We start from the raw sequence: 18,444 nt of genomic DNA, 5'->3' as shown, positions 1-18,444 counted from the left end.
ACACGAAGTTCCCTTAAGCTTGCGTTAGGCGGCCAACACTATCGGGTCAGCGCCCGCCCGTCTTTACAGCTCACCGTATGAGTGCAGGCCCGACAGGAACATGTTCACGCCCAGGAACGCGAATGTGGTCACCAGCAAGCCGACCACTGCCCACCAGGCCGCGACACGGCCGCGCAGGCCCGTCATCAGGCGCATGTGCAGCCACGCCGCGTAATTGAGCCACACGATCAGCGCCCACGTTTCTTTCGGATCCCACGACCAGTAGCCGCCCCATGCTTCAGCGGCCCACAGCGCGCCGAGAATGGTGGCGACGGTGAAGAACGCGAAACCGACCGAGATCGACTTGTACATCACGTCGTCGAGCACCTCGAGCGAAGGCAGGCGGTCGACCAGCATGCCGTGCGACTTGAGCAGGTAGGCCGACGCGACCATCGCGGCCAGTGCAAAGGTGCCGTAGCCGATGAAGTTGGCCGGCACGTGGATTTTCATCCACCAGCTCTGCAGCGCCGGCACGAGCGGCTGGATCTGGGCAGCGTCGCGCGAGACCGTGTACCACAGCAGGAAGCCGACGGCGGCGCCAATGATCAGCATTACGAACGGGCCCAGCTGGCGCGTGGCGTAGTGTTCTTCGTAATACAGGTGGAACAGCGCGGTGATGAGGGCGAACAGGATGAACACTTCGTACAGGTTCGACACCGGGATATGGCCGACGTCCGGGCCGATCAGATACGACTCGTACCAGCGCACCATCATGCCGACCGCGCCGATCACGACTGCGGCCCAGCACAACGCCGCGCCCACGCCGCCGCCAAACTTGCCGCGGCTTAACAGGCCAACCCAGTAGAACACGGTCGAGAACACGAACAGCGCGCTCATCCACAGGATCGCCGACTGGCTCGACAGCATGTATTTCAGGAAGAATTTTTGCTCGGCAGCGGCCAGGTTGCCGTCGTACAGCGCGATCGCGCCCAGCGACAGCACGGCCACCAGCGGCAGCAGCCAGCGCATCGGTTTCCAGTACCAGCCCAGCACGGCAAACACGGGCGCCGTGCACACCAGGATCACCTCTTCATAGATGTCCATGAAGTGGCCGTACCGGTTCAGCGCGAACAGCGCCGCGGCGCACAGGGCAAGCGCGTACAGCCAGTCAAGCGGGCCCAGACGACGGAAATAGCCCGGCGCCTCCTGATATTGGTCGGTCGGGCGCGCCGGGGCGCCAGTTTTGGGTTGTGACAGTTCCATCGTTTTCTCCAGGCCCGCGCAGCTTACGCCGGTTGTGGCAGCTTTACAGTCAAGTCTTCGTACTCGCGCTCGAAATCGAGCGTCTTGCGTTGCGTGCTCATGGCCATCAGCGCCTCGGCGCCAGCCTCCGGGTTACCCGGCACGTCGCGCACCCAGATCCAGACGCGCCGCTCGCGAATGTAGAACATCGCGAACACGCCCAGCACGAGCAGGACACAGCCGAAGTAGACCACGTTCTTGCCCGGCGAGCGCGTCAATTGCAGCACCGAGGCCTTCACTTCGGTGAAATCGTCGAGCTGCAGATACACCGGCGCGCCGTACAGATAACTGTCCGACAACGCATTGGTGGCCAGTTGCAGGAAGCGGCCATTGGCGTCCGTGGGCGCGGCCGCGGCGTCGCCGTGCTTTTCGCGCGCCACTTGCCACAGCTCCCACAGCGTGCCGTTGAGCATCTTCATGAAGATACCGGCTGCTTTTTCCTGCTCGGCCTGCGGAATCTTTTCCAGGAACTGGGCCACGCCAACGAAGCCACCACGGCCGTCGCCGCCGGCAAAAATCCCGAGAGTGCGCGCAGCCGACTCTTGCAACTGGCCAGCCAGGGCGCTGCCCTGGTTGCCGCCCAGCGCCCGCGCGGCATAGCGGCGCGCCGCCACGGCGCGTGCTTCGGGATCGGCCAGCGCCGCGCGCAGGCGCATCCAGTCGCCCACGCCGTAGCGCTCGTCCACCGGAATACGCAGGAAGCTGAAGCTTTCCGACGGGTTCGCGCGTACGCCCGCCAGATAGACTTGCGCGCCATCGAGCGTCATCGGCTGCATGTAGTTCATGAATTCGCGTGCCTGGCCGCTGGCGTCGCGCAGCTTGTATTGCACGCTGGGGCCGACGTTCTTGAGGTCTTTCGTGGCGTCCGGATTGGCAGCCGCGCCCGAGGCCTTGCCCAGCGTGGCTGCGAACTGTTCGTTGAACGTTTTGCCCTTGCTCACCGCGCGCACGTCATTGCCCTGGCTGATGTTTTCGACGTTGAACGGACGGAAACCCGACCACTCGACCGCATAGGTCTCGCCGCCGATTTTCAGCTCGGTGGCGCTGTTGACTTCGCCTTCGATCGGGAAACTGGCGCTGGCGGCGCCGTTCATCGGGTACCCCGTCAGCCGCAGTTTGCTGCCGCCATCGTCAAAGCTCGACTGGTAGACGGCGATGCCCTTGTAGATCAGCGGATGATTGACCTTGATGGTCGATTCGAACGTGTGGCCGTTTTCCAGGTCGCGCACGACCACGTCGCTGGCAAACAGTTTCGGCATGCCGGTCGAATAGAACTCGATATGGAATTTCTTGAGCTGCAGCGAGAACGGCAGCTCCTGCACCAGGACGCCCGTCGGCTGGTTCAGGATCGCCGTGCGGCTGGCCTGCCCTTCGGCAATAGCGGTATTGCCACGGAAGGTCGGGTTGCCCGTGCCCAGGCGGTGCTGGGCCGGAATGTCGGCGATCACGCCGCTGCCGGTGAATGGCGTCTTGTTGAACAGCCACTGCTGGATGCGCACCGGCAGATCCGAGTCGAGCATGCTGCCCACCAGGATCACGATGATCGACGAGTGCGCGAAGATGTAGCCGAATTTATTGCCCGCGCCCTTCTTGGCCGTGACCAGCGTGCCGCCATCCTTCTCGACAATCTTGGTGGCGTAGCCGGCGTGGCGCAGGCGCAGTGCGCTCTGCTCGGCCAGCGCGTTTTGGGGCAGCGGCGCCTGCCATTCGAGCTTGTGGTGGAAGTTGCGCAGCGAATCGAAGCGCACGTTTTCGCGCCAGCTGCGCATGTCGCGCATCATTTTCGGCGCGTTGCGAATCAGGCACAGCCCGGTGGACATGACCAGCACTACCAGGATCACCAGGAACCACCAGCTGGAATACACGCTGTACAGGCCGAACTTGTTGAAAATCTCGAACCAGAACGGACCGAACTGGTTGACGTAATTCGACATCGGCTCGGCCTGCTTAAGGACGGTGCCAATGATCGACGAGATGGAGATGATGGTGAGAAGACTGATCGCAAACCGCATCGATGAGATCAGTTCGACCGCCTCGGCCAGACCACGGCGGCGGGTGTTCAGTGTGATTCCGGTGGTGCTCATGCTTTACAACTTTCTTCCTGCGCGGCGGGTAGCCGCTTGCAGGAAGGGGGTCAGCCCGTTGCTGCCGCCCTTCCTGCGTTCAATATTGCTTATGCGAGATCGTGGAGTCTCTTAGCGCAAGCCGGCGATATAGTCGGCCACCGCGCGCATTTCAGCCGTCGACATGCGCTGCGAGAGCGTGGTCATTTGCGGGCTGTTGGCGCGGGTGCCGCTCTTGAATGCTTCGAGCTGGGCAGTCGTGTAATCCTGGTGCTGGCCTGCAAGGCGTGGATATTGGACGGGGATGCCGCTGGCGTTGGCGCCATGACAGCTGGCACAGGCCGCCACGCCCCGCTCGGCGATGCCGCCGCGATAGATCTTGCGGCCCAGTTCAACGGTGTCCTTGTTCTTTGCTGCGCCCGGTTTGTGCACCTGCGCCGCCAGCCACGCCGCGATGTCTTTCTTCTCGGCGTCGGTGAGCATCTTGGCGTAGGTCGTCATGATCGGCTGCTGGCGGTTCGGGGTCGTGAAATCGACCAGTTGCTTGTGTGTGTAGCTGGCGAACTGGCCCGACAGCTTGGGGTTGGCAACGATGGACGAATTGCCCGCCGCACCGTGGCATGAAACGCACGCCGGCAGGCCGCGCGCGGGGTCGCCCGCATCGTACAGCGCGCCGCCCCGGGCCGGATCGGCCTTGACGGCAGGCGCTGCAGCGGGCGCCGCTGCTGTTGCCGCCGGGAGTCCCCCGAAAACAGTTAGTGTGACCAACAGTGTTTTGAGCAGGGGGGACGACAAGCGGTTCATACTAGCACCTTGAAAAAGTCAATAATTGAAGGTTCAGTGCAGCGCCCTTGATTGCTTGGGCCATAGGGCTGGCAGGCAGCAATCAACCCCTTATTGTACAATAGCTTTGTTTCTCCAACGCCATTTCGTAGTCCTCTTATACCTTCTCCCCAATGTCCAGATTATGGCAAGCCCGGTTCTTTACGACCGTGAATCAGTTGCGCGACCTTCCCGACACCAATGTGCCGGAAATCGCCTTCGCCGGGCGCTCCAACGCCGGCAAATCCACAGCGATCAATATCCTCACGAACCAGAAGGGTCTGGCGTTCGCGTCGAAGACGCCAGGTCGCACGCAGCACATCAATTATTTCTCGATCGGCGGCGCCCACGTGGGCCAGCACCGCAAGGACGCGGTCCGGGTCGATGAAATCGAAGCGCTGCTGGTCGACTTGCCGGGCTACGGTTACGCCGAAGTGTCGGGCACGGCCAAGCTGCACTGGCAAAAGCTGCTGGGCGACTATGTCCAGCGCCGCGACCAGCTCGCTGCGCTCATCCTGATCATGGATTCGCGCCGGCCGTTCACCGACCTCGACGTCCAGATGCTCGAATGGTTCGCCCCTACCGGCAAGCCGATCCACTGCATCCTGACCAAGGCCGATAAGCTCAACCGCAACGAGTCGACCAACGCCCTGCGCGAAGCGCGCGGCGTGCTTGAAAGCTACGTCGATGAAGATGGCGTGGGCTTCCCGTTCACGGTGCAGCTGTTCTCGGCACTCAAGCGTATCGGCATCGAAGAAGCCGATGCCAAGATCCTGGCGCTGGCCGGGCTGGACGGCGTTGCCGGCGAGTACGAGGGTGACGAAGAAGAAGAGCACGACGAATCTGGCGCGCCGTCGGCGGACGACGATCAAACCTCCGCCTGATCCTGCAAGGAGCCATTCGATGAGCATCATCACTTCCGCCTATCCGGCGGCCCGGCCGCGCCGCATGCGCCGCGACCCGTTCTCCCGCGCCATGATGCGCGAGAACACGATTACCGCATCCGACCTGATTTATCCCGTGTTTGTTCTGGAAGGCCAGAACGTGCGCCAGGAAGTCGGCTCGATGCCGGGCGTGGCCCGCGTCTCGCTCGACCTGCTGCTGAAAGTGGCCGAAGAATGCGTCGCGCTCGGGATTCCCGCGCTGGCGCTGTTCCCGCTGGTCGACCAGTCGGTGAAGACCTATGACGGCATCGAAGCAACGAACCCGGACGGGCTGGTGCCGCGCGTGGTCCGCGAGCTCAAGCGCAACTTCCCCGAGCTGGGCATCATCACCGACATCGCGCTCGACCCGTACACGACCCACGGCCAGGACGGCCTGCCGGACGAGAACGGTTATATCGTCAATGAAAAGACGATCGAGATGCTGGTCAAGCAAGCACTCACCCACGCCGACGCCGGCGTGGACATCGTCGCGCCATCGGACATGATGGACGGGCGTATCGGCGCGATCCGCACCGCGTTCGAGGCGCAGGGCCATATTCATACGCGCATCATGGCGTATTCGGCCAAGTATGCGTCGGCGTTCTATGGACCGTTTCGCGATGCGGTCGGCTCGTCGGCCAATCTCGGCAAGGCCGACAAGAACACCTACCAGATGGACCCGGCCAACAGCGACGAAGCGCTGCGCGAAGTGGCGCTGGACCTGGCCGAAGGCGCCGACATGGTGATGGTGAAACCAGGCATGCCGTACCTGGACATCGTGCGCCGCGTGAAAGATGAGTTCAGGGTGCCGACGTTTGCCTACCAGGTCAGCGGCGAGTACGCGATGCTCAAGGCAGCCGCACTCAACGGCTGGCTGGACCATGACAAGGTCATGATGGAATCGATGATGGCGTTTAAGCGCGCCGGCGCCGATGGGGTGCTGACGTACTTCGCGCTGGATATTGCCCGGAAATTGAAGGCAGGTTAAACACCCGCACACCCAACAAAAAACCGTGCCAAAGCACGGTTTTTTTACGTCGGTCCAATCAACGTCCGGGCAGCACAGCTGGGTCGGCACAGCGGGGGTCACAGCGGGGGTCAGGTCTGACATTCGGACACGAACTCAGCCTTTTCCACATCTAACGGTGACTTGCCCAGTATCGGCAAGACCTGGTATCAGCTAGTCCTGACTGCCAGACTGTCGAGGTCGTGTCCGAATGTCAGACCTGACCCCGGCTTTTTTTTGCCACATTCATCACCCTCCCGGTGGCGGGCGGTACTCAGGGAACATTTCTTTGTACAAGAACTCGGTCAGGCGCGCTTCGTCTGCTGGGCGTGCACTGAGCTTGACCACGCGGCCCAGACGGTGCGAATCCCACTCGAAGTCGCCGTTCTTTTCCTTGCGGATCAGCTCGATCATCTTCTTGATGACGGCCGTTTCGATGTCGCGTGCGCTGCCCTGCTCCACCGTTACCGCTGTCAGCCAGCGCCGCTTGAAGCTCGGGTTCCAGCCGCGGAACTTCAGGTCCATCGTGTTGAACGTTTTGTTCGACACCGAGAAGATGCCGCCCGACTCGTTGCTGTCGTCGCGGCCGCGGCCGTTGATCGCGGCGATGTTCGCCAGCGCGTTGCGGTTGCCGCGCACGGCGTCGCTTTCCGGGGTTTCCACTTCGCTGCCGGTCGGTGCGCCGCGGCGCTCGCGCTGCGCTTTGACGTAGGCGGCCATGTCCATGTCGGGCGGGACTTCGGTCTTTGGCTGCGGCGGCTGGGGTGGCGACGGCCTGCGTTCGACCGGCTTTTCGTCGGGAATTGTGATCGTGTCGGGCAGGCGCTGGACGAACACGCGCTCCGGTTGCTTCGGACGCGGCGTTTCTTGCCGGGGCGTTGGCTTTGGCGCTGGCTTGGGCTTTTGCTCGCGCTGCGCCTTGGTCGGCTGCTGCAGCGGCTGGACAAAAAAGACGTCGGTTTCGCGGTCGGACGCAGGGCGCGCTGTCTTTTGCTCTTTTTCGGGCGGCTTGAAGATGAAGATCGCGAGCAGCAGCAAGTGCAGCACGATCGTGCCGATCAGGCCGCCGCGCTTGGAGCCCTCGCGCTCGTAATGCGGCCCCGGGCGTACCAGTGGCTGCCCGCAGTGGGAGCAAACTTCGCTGTCCTGATCGTAGGAGTGGGGATGGTCACGCAAGGTAGATCGGTATCCTGGAAGCGACGTCTAAAAAAACAGCAGAGGGGGCAGTCTAACCGTTTTACAGTACCAACGCATCACGCCAGCGAGCGGACTGCACCGCTGCTCGCGTTGATGGTTGTTACCAAATGTTTCCAAGGTTAAGCATGATGGGCAACCGGAACATCGTCGGCCTTCGCGAGCTGGTCGTCCGTCATCGGTCCCGTGCCGCTGAAGCGGTCCAGGTACAGGTAGATCACCGGCGTGATGTACAGCGTGATGACTTGCGAGAAGATCAAGCCGCCGCACACCGCCAGGCCCAGTGGCTGGCGCAACTCGGCGCCGGCGCCGATGCCCAGTGCGATCGGCAGCGCGCCCATCAGCGCGGCCAGCGTTGTCATCAGGATCGGCCGGAAGCGCAGGATGCACGCTTCGCGGATTGCCTCTTGCGGACTCATGCCAAGGGTGCGCTGCGCATCAAGCGCGAAGTCGATCATCATGATGGCGTTCTTCTTGACGATACCGATCAGCATCAGAATGCCGATCATTGCGATCAGCGTCAGATCCTTGTCGAAGATCCACAACGTCAGCAGCGCACCGACCGCTGCCGACGGCAGGCCGGCCAGAATGGTCAGCGGGTGGATATAGCTTTCGTACAGCACGCCCAGCAGCACGTAGATGACGCCGATGGCCGTCAGGATCAGGATCAGCTGGCTCGACTGCGTGTCCTGGAACACGGCCGCGTCACCGCCATAAGTGGCAATCACCGAGGCCGGCAACTTCATTGCCGTGCCCATCTGTTCGATGGCGGCCGTGGCGTCGCCCAGCGGTACGCCCGGTGCCAGGTTGAACGACAGCGTGATCGCCTGCAACTGCCCCTGGTGATTCACTTGCAGCGGGCCAACCGTGCGGCGCACCGTGGCAATACTCGACAGCTTGACCAGATCGCCCGACTTGCTGCGCACCGACACGCGCGACAGCGCCTCGTCGTAGTAGCGGTCGCTGGCGGCCGCTTCCAGGATCACGTAATAGCTGGCCGCCGTCGAGTAAATGGTCGAGACCTGGCGCTCGCCAAACGACGCGTACATCACGGTGCGGATATCGTCCATTTCCAGGCCCAGCAGCGCAGCCTTGTCGCGGTCGATGTCCACGGTCGCTTGCAGCGCCTTGTTCTGCGAGTCGCTGTTGACGTCGCGGAAGCGCGCATCCTGCCGCATGCCTTCCAGGAACCGTTCGGCCCAGCCGCCGATCTCGCCGCCCGACACGCTTTGCAGCGTGTACTGGTAGCGCGCCTTGCTCTGGCGGCCGCCCAGTTGCAGGTTTTGCTGGGGCGACATGAACACCTGCACGCCCGGCACGGCGCGCGTTGCCTTGCGCAGGTCGTCGATCACGAGGTCCATCGGTGGGCGCTCGCCGCGGGGTTTCAGTACCAGGAACATGCGGCCGGTATTGCCACCACCGCTGAACGAGGTCGTATCCTGCACGTACGGATTGGCGCGGACGATGTCGACCACCTTGCCCTGCAGTTCGGCCAGCGCGACCGACGACGTGTCTTCGGACGCCTCGACGTTCACGCGGATCTGGCCGATGTCTTCTTCCGGGAAGAAGCCCTTCGGCATCGTCATGTACAGCACGGCGGTCAGCACGAAGGTGCCCAGCGCCAGCATCAACACTATCAAACGGTGGCGCAGCGCCGTGTCGAGGGTGCGGCCGTAGCCGTTGCGCACATTGGTGAACATGGCTTCGAAACGACGACCGATCCACGACATGTCTTTCGGATCGACGTGGCCGCCATCCTTGAGCAGGCGCGAGCACAGCATTGGCACGAGGGTCAGCGACACGATCGCCGACACCATCACGGCCAGGCCAACGATCACGGCAAATTCGCGGAACAGCAGGCCGATCACGCCCGGCATGAAGAAGATCGGGATAAACACGGCCACCAGCGAAATCGAGATCGAGATGATGGTAAAGCCCATTTCGCGCGCGCCGACCAGCGACGCATGCATCGGCTTCTTGCCCATTTCCATGTGGCGCACGATGTTTTCCAGCACCACGATCGCATCGTCGACCACCAGGCCGACGGCCAGCGTGATGCCCAGCAGCGAAATATTGTCGAGGCTATAGCCCAGCCAATACAGCAGCGAGAGCGCGCCCAGCAGCGAGATCGGCACCGTCACCGCCGGGATGAACGTGGCAGCCGCGCGGTGCAGGAACAGGAAGATCACCAGGATCACCAGCATCACCGTGCCCAGCAGCGTCAGGTTGACGTCGTGGATCGCTTCGCGGATCGACAGCGAACGGTCGTTGACGAGCTCGATCTTGATCGAGGCCGGCAATTGCCCTTCGAAGCGCGGGATCAGCGCGCGCACGGCGTCGACCACTTCGACCGTGTTGGCGTTGGGCTGGCGCTGCACCATCAGCGAGATGGAGCGCTCGCCGTTCAGGCTACCCATGGCCTTAACCGACTGGTAGCTGTCCTGGACGTCGGCGATGTCGCGCAGGCGCACTGGCATGCCTTCGCGCGTGGCGACGATCAGGTTGGCGAAGTCGGCCGCCTTCATTAGCTGGCCGCCACCCTGGATCGTCAGCGCCTGGGTCGGGCCATCAAGGATGCCCAGCGGCGTGTTCGAGTTGGCCGCGCGCAGCGCTGCTGCCAGCTCGTCCATCGAGATATTGCGCGCGTTCATCAGGTCGGACTTGGCGCGCACGCGCACGGCGAAGCGCTTGCCGCCGTTGATCGAGACTTGCGAGACGCCCTGCACGGTCGAGATCGCCGGCGAGATCAGATTCTCTGCGTAATCGTTCAGCTCCGACAAGTCCATCGACGGCGAGGTCAGGTGCATGAACAGGATCGGGGCATCGGCCGGGTTGACCTTGCGGTAGGCCGGCAGTTCCGTCATCTCGAGCGGCAGCCGACGCTGCGCCACCAGCAGCGCGGCCTGGACGTCGACTGCAGCCTTGTCGACATCGATCGCGGTGTCAAATTCAAGGGTGATATTGGTGTCGCCCTGGGTGCTGCTCGACGTGATCAGCTTGATGCCGGCAATGGTCGAGAACTGCTTCTCGAGCGGCAGCGCGACCGACGAGGCCATCGTCTCGGGACTCGCGCCCGGCAGGTTGGCCGAGACGTTGATGACCGGCGTGTTATAGCTCGGCAGCGCGGCGACCGGGATCTTCATATACGACAGGATGCCCACCAGCACCAGGCTGATCGACAGCAGCACCACCATCACGGGACGGCGGATACACAGTTCGGACAGGTTCATGCCTGTTCACCCTGCTTGGGTTGCGCAGTGGTAGCCGGCTTGTCGGTGGCAGGCTTGGCCGCCTGTGCCAGGCGCACCTTGCCGCCCGGCCGCAGGTTCTGCTTGCCTTCGGTGATCACCTGCTCGGCGCCGCTCAGGCCCGTGACGGCGGCGTGGTCGCCAAACGCATACACGCGCTTGACCGGCACCTGGCGCGCCGAGTTTCCTTCGGCCAGCACGTAGACGAACGTGCCGTTGGTCGACGTGATGATCGCCGTCTGCGGGATCACAAGGGCGTCCTTGAGCGTTTGCACGACCACGCGCGCGGTGACGTACTGGCCCGGCCACAAGCTGGTGTTGTTGTTGGAGAACTCACCCTTGACGCGGATGGTGCCAGCCTGCGCATCGACAGCGTTGTCGATGAAGCTGAGGCGCCCGGCGACCGGTTTCGCGTCGGCGCCGCTCGTCACGTGCACGTCAACATTGCCGGCCTTCTGGGCACCGAGCAAGGCGCCGAGCGTCGATTCCGGCAGCGTGAACGAGACATTGATCGGGTCGAGCTGGGTGACGGTGGTCAGCGACGTCGTCATCTGCACCAGCGCACCCGGATGGACGTCGATGGCGCCCACGCGCCCCGACATCGGCGCGCGGATGGAGGTGTAGCTGGCACTGACCTGGGTGGCGCGCATCGCGGCCTGGTTCGATTGCACCAGCGCGCGCTGGGCTTCCACCTGGCTCAGCAGCGAGTCGAGCGCGCTCTGGGCCAGGAAGTTCTGCGACACCAGTTCCTGGCTGCGCTTGTACTGGCGGTCCAGGTCGGCCAGCGTGGCGCGGTCGCGCGCCACCTGCGCTTCGGCGCGCGCGACATTGGCCTGGTCGGCGCGGTCGTCGAGCGAGAACATCAATTCGCCTTCCTTGACGAACTGGCCTTCGCGGATATGGACCTTGCGGATGGTGGTGACGGTCTGCGGATGCAGGTTCACGGTGCGCACCGGCGTGACGGTGCCGTTGGCAAACAGCTCGACGCCAACATCGCGCCGCTCGGGCTTGACCACGTTGACGGTCACCGGTGGCTGGCCGCCGCCCTGCCCTTTGGCGCCTGGCGCCTGGGCCTTGGCCTCATGGCCCTGATTGAAGTACCAGCCGCCCGCGACGACCAGCGCCGCCACGACGGCGACGACGCCGACATTCTTCTTGTTCATGCTTGTCCCTTGCCGCCAGTGCCGACGGCTCTCTCAGTGATGCTGCCTGGTGATGTTGCTTGTTGATGTGGCCATTGCGCGCGCGCATTGTCCCACACTGTCGTTACGGCTTTATTTTGCTTGTTGGTTTTTTTCTATTTGTTCGGGTAATACGTGGGCAGCATCAGCGTGACTTCCAGTCCACCTTCAGGATGGTTGGCCAGGCTGATGCTGCCGCCGTGCTGCTCCGTGATATTGCGTGCGATCGTCAGGCCCAGACCCGTGCCGCCCGATTCGCGCGAGCGCGATGTCTCCACGCGGTAGAACGGATCGAACACGCGCACCAGCTCGCTGCGCGGAATGCCCGGCCCGCTGTCGCGGATGCGGATGCGCGCGGTGCCATTGGTGCGGTCGACGCAGACGCGCGCATCGCGCCCGTACTTGACCGCGTTGTCGATCAGGTTGACCAGGCAGCGGCGCATGTCGATCGGCCGGCCCAGCACCGCGATCGAGGCCTTGCCGGCCAGCGTCACGGTCTGGCCGGCATCGGTCGCATCGGCGCACACGGCTTCGAGCAGCGAATCGAGATCGAGCATCTGCATCGTCTCGGTCGTGTCCATGCTGCGCGCCAGCACCAGGCCTTCGCGCACCATTTCCTGCATCGCCGACAGGTCGCCGATCAGACGGTCCTGCAGGTCGGTGTCGCCCACCTTCTCGAGCCGCAGGCGCATGCGCGTGAGCGGCGTTTGCAAATCATGCGTGATCGCGGCGAGCATCTGCGTGCGCTGGAAGATGTACTGGCGGATGCGCGCCTGCATCGCATTAAAGGCAGCGCTGGCCTGGCGGATCTCGATCGCGCCGACCAGGTCGAGCGGCGCGCGGTTGATGTCCTGGCCCAGGTCTTGCGCGGCTTGCGCAAGCTGCTTGAACGGGCGCGCGGTCATGCGCGCCACGAAGTAGGCCAGCACCGCGATGCTGACCAGGAACATGCCAACGATGATGCTCGTGTCGACATCCTCACCGACCAGCCGCGGTGGCAACACCGACAGTTGCAGTTCGGCGCCATCGCGCAGGCGCACGTCGATCGACTCGCAGGCCCCCTCCCACTTCATGCTCAGCAAGCCGTACATCACGGGCTGCGTTTGCACGACACCGCAGGCAGTCGGACGCGTGGCGCGTGAGGCCACCAGATAGCCCTTGCCCAGGCGCTTGGCCAGCGACGCGGCAAACGGCGTCAGGGGCGCCGCTTCTGGCGGCATGTCGCCCACCTGCAGCTGCAGGCCCGGACGATTGGCGACATCGAGGTAGATCGAGCGGGCCGACGCCGGGACGATCTCGGTGGCCATGATCAGCTGCTCGGCGCGTTCGAGCACGTGCGCATCGCGCTGGTTTTCGAAGTCGCGCAGGCGCTGGTAGTCGGCCGCCAGTTGGGTCAGCGCGGCCGAGGTCAAAATGCCCAGCAGCAGCGTGAGAAACACGCGCCCGGTCATCGACCCGAAGAAGGCTTTCACGCCGCCGGCTCCACGGTGACCTGGCCGGCCAGCACGTAGCCGCCGTTGCGCACGGTCTTGATAATCTGCGGCATGCGCGCGTCTTCGCCGAGCTTCTGGCGCAGGCGGCTGATCTGGATGTCGATCGAACGGTCGAACGGATCGGCGTCGCGGCCCTGCGTGAGGTTGAGCAGCTGGTCGCGATTGAGCACGCGGTTCGGGTGTTCAAGGAACACGCGCAGCAGGCGGAACTCGGCGCCCGAGAGCATGATGACGATGCCGTCCGGGTTGAGCAGGTGGCGCGCGGTCAGATCGAGCGTCCAGCCCGAGAAGCGCATCTGCTGCACGTTCTCGGACGGCGTGTTCGACGGCATCGCGTGCGAGCGGCGCAGCACGCTGCGGATGCGCGCCAGCAGCTCGCGCGGCTCGAACGGTTTCGGCAGGTAGTCATCGGCGCCCATTTCCAGGCCCAGGATGCGGTCAAGGGGTTCGTTGCGGGCGGTGAGCATGATGACGGGCAGGCTCGAGCTGGCGCGCAGCTTGCGGCACAGCGTCAGGCCGTCGTCGCCGGGCATGTTCAGGTCGAGCACGATGAGGTCGGGACGCGTTTCGTCGAGCGTCTTCCACATCGCGGTGCCGTCGGCGGCGCCGAGCGTCCGGTAGCTGTTGGACTCGAGGTAGTCGGCCAGCAGCGTGCGGATGTCGCGGTCGTCGTCGACGATCAGAATCGTAGAGGGATTATCCATAACCGCAATTATCCGAATTTATGACAAGACCGGCAGAAGTATTTGTATCGCTGTGTATATGCCGACAGGCGCGAAACATATGGATACAAAGTGCACGGCAGGGGAAATCCCATGGTTACAGTTTTGACCCAGGATGGGTCCTGTGCAGCGAGCGTTTCGGATGCACTTCACCAGACTCTCACACAAAGGACCTACCATGAACACCCTTCGCAAACACCTCGTGATCGCTTTCACCGCTGCCGGCCTGTTCGGCGCCACCGTCGGTGCCCAGGCCCAGAGCGCTGCCCCGGCCGAGGGCCGCCAGGCATCCACGCTGACGGCGGAACAACGCCTGGCCAAGAAGGCCGAGTGGCAAGCCAAGGCGGGCGAGCGTCACGCAAAGATGGCGCAAAAGCGCGCCGAGCATCAGGCCAAGCTGCAGGCGTCGCTGAATCTGACGGCCCAGCAAAAACCGGCCTGGGATGCCTTCGTGGCCAGCCGCGCGCCCGTGAAACACGGTGAGCGCGCCGGCCGCGGCGACCGCGCCGCCTGGGCCAGCCTGAGCGCGCCGCAGCGCATGGAAAAGCAGATCGCGATGCAGAAAGCGCGCACTGCGCAGATGGAATCGCGCCTCACGGCCCTGAACAGCTTCTACGCGGTGCTCACGCCAGAGCAGCGCAAGACGTTCGATGCGCAGGCCCAGCAGCGCAACGGCGGACGTCATCAGCAACACCATCGCGCCAACGCATAAGCGCTTGCCTCACTTGAAGCCGGCGGCCCACGCCGCCGGCGTTTATTTGCCCAGACGTTCCAGCGACGTCGAAAACTTCTCTGCATTCTGGTAGCCGATCACCCGGCTATCGGCGATTTCCTTGCCTTGATCGTCAAACAGGATGATGCCCGGCGGCCCAAACAAGCCAAAGCGCTTGAGCATCGCCTTGTCGGCCGCATCGTTGGCGGTCACGTCGACCTGCAGCAGCGCGGTATTGGCCAGCTTGGCCTGCACCTTCGGATCGACGAAGGTGAACTTTTCCATCTCCTTGCAAGACACGCACCAGTCCGCATAAAAGTCGAGCATGACGGTCTTGCCGGCATTTGCGGCCAGTGCGGCGTCGAGCTGATCCACCGTCTTGATGCGGGTGAACACCAGCCCGTGGTGTTGCGGCGTGCCGCTCAGGTGCGCCAGGGGTGCGAATGCATCGCGTCCGCCGCTGGCCACGCCCACCAGTTGCATGCCGCCCATCAACGCGAACGCGGCGCCAAAGGCCATCGAGGCCCAGTGGCGCGTGTGACGCAGCAGATAAAAGCCATAACCCAGCAGCAGCGCGGCCCACAGCAGCATCTGCGCGACCGGCGGGATGACGGGCGAAACAAGCCAGATCGCCATCGCCAGCATCAGGACGCCGAACAGGCGCTTGACCGACTCCATCCAGGCACCCACGCGCGGCAGCAGCGAGCCGGCCGACACGCCCACCAGCAGCAGCGGAATGCTCATGCCCACGGCCATCGAGAACAGCGCCGCGCCCCCCAGGAACACGTCGCGCGTCTGGCTGATGTAGACGAGAGCGCCGGCCAGTGGCGCGGCCACGCACGGACCGACGATCAGCGCCGAAATGGCGCCCATTGCAAACACGCCGGCCAGCTTGCCCGACTGCTGGCGGTTCGACACATTGCTCAGACTGGTCTGCAATGCGCCTGGAAGTTGTAACTGATAGAAACCGAACATCGACAGCGACATCGCCACGATCAGCAGCGCGAAGGTGCCCAGCACCCACGGATTCTGCAACGCTGCGGCCAGCCCCTCGCCGGCCAGACCTGCGCCAACGCCCAGCAGCGTGTAGACAATCGCCATGCCCAGCGAGTACGTCACCGACAGCAGGAAGCCGCGTGCACGGCTGACGTTCTTGCCTTCGCCCACGATGATCGACGACAGGATCGGCACCATCGGCAGCACGCATGGCGTGAATGCCAGGCCCAGGCCCAGCAGAATGAATGCGGGGATGATGGCCAGCAGGCTGCCGCCGCCGAGGATGCCGGCGATGTTGGAGAGGTCGGATTGTGCTGGTGCTGCTGGTGCTGCTGCTGCCTGGGCTGGCGGGGTGGCGGTGGTGGCTGGCGCGGTCGGCGCGCTCTCGGCCATTGGCGTGGCCGACAACGGTGTCGACATGCCGCCCTGCGACGCTGCGGCGCCAATTGGCAGCACCGGTGAGGCGGCGCCGCCCTCCCCTGCGCTCAGGCTGGCGGTGTGATCCTGCGGCGGGTAGCACAGGCCGGCGTCGGCACAGCCCTGGCCGGTGGCCGTCAATGTGAACGCGCCGTCGCCCTCGACCGGGATGCGGATCGTCAGTGTTCCCTTGTAGGTTTCCACGTCCTTCTCGAACGTCTGGTCGTACTTCACGGTACCCGGCGGAATGGCCGGCGCGCCAAGCTTGACCGCCGGGTTGCTCGACTTGAAAGCAAAGCGCTCGCGGTACATGTAGTACTTTGGCGCGATCGTGTACGTGACTTCGGCCGTCTGCGGATCGGCCATGCGCGCTTCGAACTTGAAGGCGATGGCAGGATCGAGAAATTCCTCGGCGGCACGGCCTGGCGCGGCGGCGAACAGCGTGAAGAAGGCGAACAGCGTCAGGCAGGCGGCAAGCCAGTGCCGTGCAGGGAATCGGAGCATGGAGGTCGAGTCAGTTGTAATAAGGCACGGGCATGGTACACCGGCTGCCAAAGGTGCGCAGAAGAGGCTCGATCGACAGGCGAAAAAAAACCAGGCCGAAGCCTGGTCTTTTCAACGACAGTCGATTACTCGGCGGTCGGTGCTTCTTCTTCCGAAGTCACTTCTGGACGATCCAGCAGTTCAACGTAAGCCATTGGTGCATTGTCGCCAACGCGGAAACCCATCTTCAGGATACGCAGGTAGCCGCCGTTGCGGTTTGCGTAGCGTGGACCCAGCTCAGCGAACAGCTTCAGGACCATTTCGCGGTCGCGCAGGCGAGCGAAGGCCAGGCGCTTGTTTGCCAGGGTGTCAGTCTTGCCCAGGGTCAGGATCGGTTCGATGACGCGACGCAGTTCCTTGGCTTTTGGGACGGTGGTCTTGATGGCTTCATGACGCAGCAGCGAAACAGTCATGTTGCGCAGCATTGCCAGACGGTGGGACGAGGTACGATTCAGCTTACGAAGGCCGTGACGGTGACGCATGGTAATTCCTTTCGGGTGTTTTCAATGCCAGTTCTTCGATCGTTCATGCCCTGTTTTCAGGGCACGTCCGCGGACCGGTTCAGTTAGGGTTGTTTTACTACGCTTTTTCATCCAAAAGGATCTGGCTCTGCCAGTCTTTTTTGGCTGTTCCACCCGAAAGTAGGGGTGTACTTTCGGGTGAATATTCTTACTTCTCCAGACCGGCAGGTGGCCAGTTCTCGAGCTTCATGCCCAGGGTCAAGCCACGCGAAGCAAGGACTTCCTTGATTTCGTTGAGCGACTTGCGGCCCAGGTTTGGCGTCTTGAGCAGTTCGTTTTCCGAACGCTGGATCAGGTCGCCGATGTAGTAGATGTTTTCTGCTTTCAGGCAGTTGGCCGAACGGACGGTCAGTTCCAGGTCGTCGACTGGACGCAGCAGGATCGGATCGACCAGCGGTGCGCGCGATGGCGCTTCCGCGGCAGCTTCGGTGCCTTCCAGAGCAGCGAACACGTTCAGCTGATCGACCAGAACGCGGGCCGACTGGCGGATCGCTTCTTCTGGCGTGATGACGCCGTTCGTTTCGATGTTGATGATCAGCTTGTCCAGGTCGGTACGCTGTTCGACACGGGCCGATTCAACAGCGTACGACACGCGGCGCACTGGCGAGAACGAAGCGTCCAGGATGATGCGGCCGATGGTCTTGTTGGTGTCTTCCGACAGACGACGGACGTTACCTGGCACATAGCCACGGCCTTTTTCGACCTTGATCTGCATGTCCAGCTTGCCACCGGCGGTCAGGTGAGCAATCACGTGATCCGGGTTGACCAGCTCGACGTCGTGCGGCAGGTCGATGTCCGATGCCAGGACGGCGCCTTCGCCTTCCTTTTTCAGGGTCAGGTTCACCGAGTCACGGTTGTGGACTTTGAAGACCACGCCCTTCAGGTTCAGCAGCAGGTCGACGACGTCTTCCTGAACGCCATCGAGCGACGAGTATTCATGCACGACACCAGCGATCGTCACTTCGGTCGGCGCGTAGCCAACCATCGACGACAGCAGCACGCGACGCAGTGCGTTGCCGAGGGTGTGGCCATAGCCACGCTCGAACGGCTCCATCACGACTTTCGCGTGGCCGGCGCCCAGTGCTTCGACGTCGATGATACGTGGCTTCAACAAACTATTTTGCATGAACGTAGTCCTTTTCAATACCCTCGGCTCGTTACACCGATAAGGCTGATGGCTTGATGGAAAACGCCTGCCGGAGCAGGCGGTAAAACGAATTGGGTTACGACGGTGAAGAGGAAACTTTGATTCCAGAGAATTCGCTGTTCTTTGCAAGTGCCGATCCGGGATCGCTGCGCTTGCACAACCACTCCGTCGTTCC

At 63.2% G+C, this 18,444-nt stretch carries 14 protein-coding genes; 3 read left to right on the top strand and 11 right to left on the bottom strand.

Annotated elements, in window-relative coordinates; translation table 11 throughout:
* Nucleotides 1-63 precede the first annotated feature (63 nt).
* The 3 genes from ccsB to ACZ0AJ_RS21700 all read right to left on the bottom strand — a co-directional run bounded on the left by ccsB (nucleotide 64) and on the right by ACZ0AJ_RS21700 (nucleotide 4,148).
* Nucleotides 64-1,242, bottom strand: coding sequence for a c-type cytochrome biogenesis protein CcsB (gene ccsB / locus ACZ0AJ_RS21710; RefSeq protein WP_499456455.1), 1,179 nt, complete (start codon nucleotides 1,240-1,242; stop codon nucleotides 64-66).
* Between the two features lie 23 nt (nucleotides 1,243-1,265).
* Nucleotides 1,266-3,365 carry a cytochrome c biogenesis protein ResB gene (locus tag ACZ0AJ_RS21705; RefSeq protein ID WP_499456454.1) on the bottom strand — a complete coding sequence of 700 codons (2,100 nt, stop codon included), beginning with the start codon at nucleotides 3,363-3,365 and terminating at the stop codon, nucleotides 1,266-1,268.
* 111 nt (nucleotides 3,366-3,476) lie between these two features.
* The gene (locus ACZ0AJ_RS21700; protein WP_499456453.1) at nucleotides 3,477-4,148 is read right to left on the bottom strand and encodes a c-type cytochrome; all 672 of its coding nucleotides are present in this window, start codon (nucleotides 4,146-4,148) and stop codon (nucleotides 3,477-3,479) included.
* A gap of 152 nt (nucleotides 4,149-4,300) precedes the next feature.
* On the opposite strand from ACZ0AJ_RS21700, the gene yihA reads away from it, so the two are divergent.
* Together yihA and hemB are read left to right on the top strand one after the other, a co-directional pair.
* Nucleotides 4,301-5,050 (top strand): ribosome biogenesis GTP-binding protein YihA/YsxC, encoded by a 750-nt coding sequence (gene yihA, locus ACZ0AJ_RS21695; protein ID WP_183554204.1) that lies wholly within the window; start codon nucleotides 4,301-4,303, stop codon nucleotides 5,048-5,050.
* 19 nt (nucleotides 5,051-5,069) lie between these two features.
* The gene (gene hemB, locus ACZ0AJ_RS21690; protein WP_499456452.1) at nucleotides 5,070-6,077 is read left to right on the top strand and encodes a porphobilinogen synthase; all 1,008 of its coding nucleotides are present in this window, start codon (nucleotides 5,070-5,072) and stop codon (nucleotides 6,075-6,077) included.
* A 267-nt stretch (nucleotides 6,078-6,344) separates the two neighbouring features.
* Here the strand turns inward: hemB and ACZ0AJ_RS21685 are convergent, their stop codons facing one another.
* The 5 genes from ACZ0AJ_RS21685 to ACZ0AJ_RS21665 form a co-directional block, all read right to left on the bottom strand.
* Complete coding sequence (locus ACZ0AJ_RS21685) at nucleotides 6,345-7,271, bottom strand: hypothetical protein (protein ID WP_499456451.1); 927 nt, start codon at nucleotides 7,269-7,271, stop codon at nucleotides 6,345-6,347.
* A gap of 140 nt (nucleotides 7,272-7,411) precedes the next feature.
* Nucleotides 7,412-10,519: an efflux RND transporter permease subunit gene (locus ACZ0AJ_RS21680; protein ID WP_499456450.1), complete on the bottom strand. Its 3,108-nt coding sequence runs from the start codon at nucleotides 10,517-10,519 to the stop codon at nucleotides 7,412-7,414.
* Nucleotides 10,516-11,700 (bottom strand): efflux RND transporter periplasmic adaptor subunit, encoded by a 1,185-nt coding sequence (locus ACZ0AJ_RS21675; protein ID WP_499456449.1) that lies wholly within the window; start codon nucleotides 11,698-11,700, stop codon nucleotides 10,516-10,518. The genes ACZ0AJ_RS21680 and ACZ0AJ_RS21675 overlap by 4 nt, the downstream gene beginning before the upstream one ends.
* A gap of 134 nt (nucleotides 11,701-11,834) precedes the next feature.
* Complete coding sequence (locus ACZ0AJ_RS21670) at nucleotides 11,835-13,190, bottom strand: ATP-binding protein (RefSeq protein ID WP_499456448.1); 1,356 nt, start codon at nucleotides 13,188-13,190, stop codon at nucleotides 11,835-11,837.
* Entirely contained in the window at nucleotides 13,187-13,915 is a 729-nt protein-coding gene (locus ACZ0AJ_RS21665) for a response regulator (RefSeq protein ID WP_499456447.1), read from the bottom strand. The genes ACZ0AJ_RS21670 and ACZ0AJ_RS21665 overlap by 4 nt, the downstream gene beginning before the upstream one ends.
* Before the next feature lie 196 nt (nucleotides 13,916-14,111).
* Between ACZ0AJ_RS21665 and ACZ0AJ_RS21660 the strand changes: the two genes are divergently transcribed.
* Complete coding sequence (locus ACZ0AJ_RS21660) at nucleotides 14,112-14,645, top strand: Spy/CpxP family protein refolding chaperone (protein WP_499456446.1); 534 nt, start codon at nucleotides 14,112-14,114, stop codon at nucleotides 14,643-14,645.
* 42 nt (nucleotides 14,646-14,687) lie between these two features.
* Here the strand turns inward: ACZ0AJ_RS21660 and dsbD are convergent, their stop codons facing one another.
* The 3 genes from dsbD to ACZ0AJ_RS21645 all read right to left on the bottom strand — a co-directional run bounded on the left by dsbD (nucleotide 14,688) and on the right by ACZ0AJ_RS21645 (nucleotide 18,248).
* Complete coding sequence (gene dsbD, locus ACZ0AJ_RS21655) at nucleotides 14,688-16,562, bottom strand: protein-disulfide reductase DsbD (protein ID WP_499456445.1); 1,875 nt, start codon at nucleotides 16,560-16,562, stop codon at nucleotides 14,688-14,690.
* 125 nt (nucleotides 16,563-16,687) lie between these two features.
* On the bottom strand, nucleotides 16,688-17,083 hold the full coding sequence (gene rplQ / locus ACZ0AJ_RS21650) for a 50S ribosomal protein L17 (protein ID WP_183554222.1): 396 nt from the start codon (nucleotides 17,081-17,083) through the stop codon (nucleotides 16,688-16,690).
* A gap of 187 nt (nucleotides 17,084-17,270) precedes the next feature.
* The gene (locus ACZ0AJ_RS21645) at nucleotides 17,271-18,248 is read right to left on the bottom strand and encodes a DNA-directed RNA polymerase subunit alpha (protein ID WP_159627930.1); all 978 of its coding nucleotides are present in this window, start codon (nucleotides 18,246-18,248) and stop codon (nucleotides 17,271-17,273) included.
* Nucleotides 18,249-18,444 lie beyond the last annotated feature (196 nt).

The organism is Telluria sp. AC161 (assembly GCF_979258535.1).
Note: the sequence above shows the minus strand (reverse complement) of the source record. Positions and strands in the feature narration are given on the sequence as shown.

Excerpts from the sequence above, each read along its gene's own strand:
- rplQ (WP_183554222.1), bottom strand. The coding sequence starts at position 17,083 with ATGCGTCACCGTCACGGCCTTCGTAAGCTGAATCGTACCTCGTCCCAC.
- yihA (WP_183554204.1), top strand. The coding sequence starts at position 4,301 with ATGTCCAGATTATGGCAAGCCCGGTTCTTTACGACCGTGAATCAGTTG.
- hemB (WP_499456452.1), top strand. The coding sequence starts at position 5,070 with ATGAGCATCATCACTTCCGCCTATCCGGCGGCCCGGCCGCGCCGCATG.
- ACZ0AJ_RS21660 (WP_499456446.1), top strand. The coding sequence starts at position 14,112 with ATGAACACCCTTCGCAAACACCTCGTGATCGCTTTCACCGCTGCCGGC.
- ACZ0AJ_RS21705 (WP_499456454.1), bottom strand. The coding sequence starts at position 3,365 with ATGAGCACCACCGGAATCACACTGAACACCCGCCGCCGTGGTCTGGCC.
- ACZ0AJ_RS21645 (WP_159627930.1), bottom strand. The coding sequence starts at position 18,248 with ATGCAAAATAGTTTGTTGAAGCCACGTATCATCGACGTCGAAGCACTG.
- ACZ0AJ_RS21665 (WP_499456447.1), bottom strand. The coding sequence starts at position 13,915 with ATGGATAATCCCTCTACGATTCTGATCGTCGACGACGACCGCGACATC.
- dsbD (WP_499456445.1), bottom strand. The coding sequence starts at position 16,562 with ATGCTCCGATTCCCTGCACGGCACTGGCTTGCCGCCTGCCTGACGCTG.
- ccsB (WP_499456455.1), bottom strand. The coding sequence starts at position 1,242 with ATGGAACTGTCACAACCCAAAACTGGCGCCCCGGCGCGCCCGACCGAC.
- ACZ0AJ_RS21680 (WP_499456450.1), bottom strand. The coding sequence starts at position 10,519 with ATGAACCTGTCCGAACTGTGTATCCGCCGTCCCGTGATGGTGGTGCTG.
- ACZ0AJ_RS21700 (WP_499456453.1), bottom strand. The coding sequence starts at position 4,148 with ATGAACCGCTTGTCGTCCCCCCTGCTCAAAACACTGTTGGTCACACTA.
- ACZ0AJ_RS21675 (WP_499456449.1), bottom strand. The coding sequence starts at position 11,700 with ATGAACAAGAAGAATGTCGGCGTCGTCGCCGTCGTGGCGGCGCTGGTC.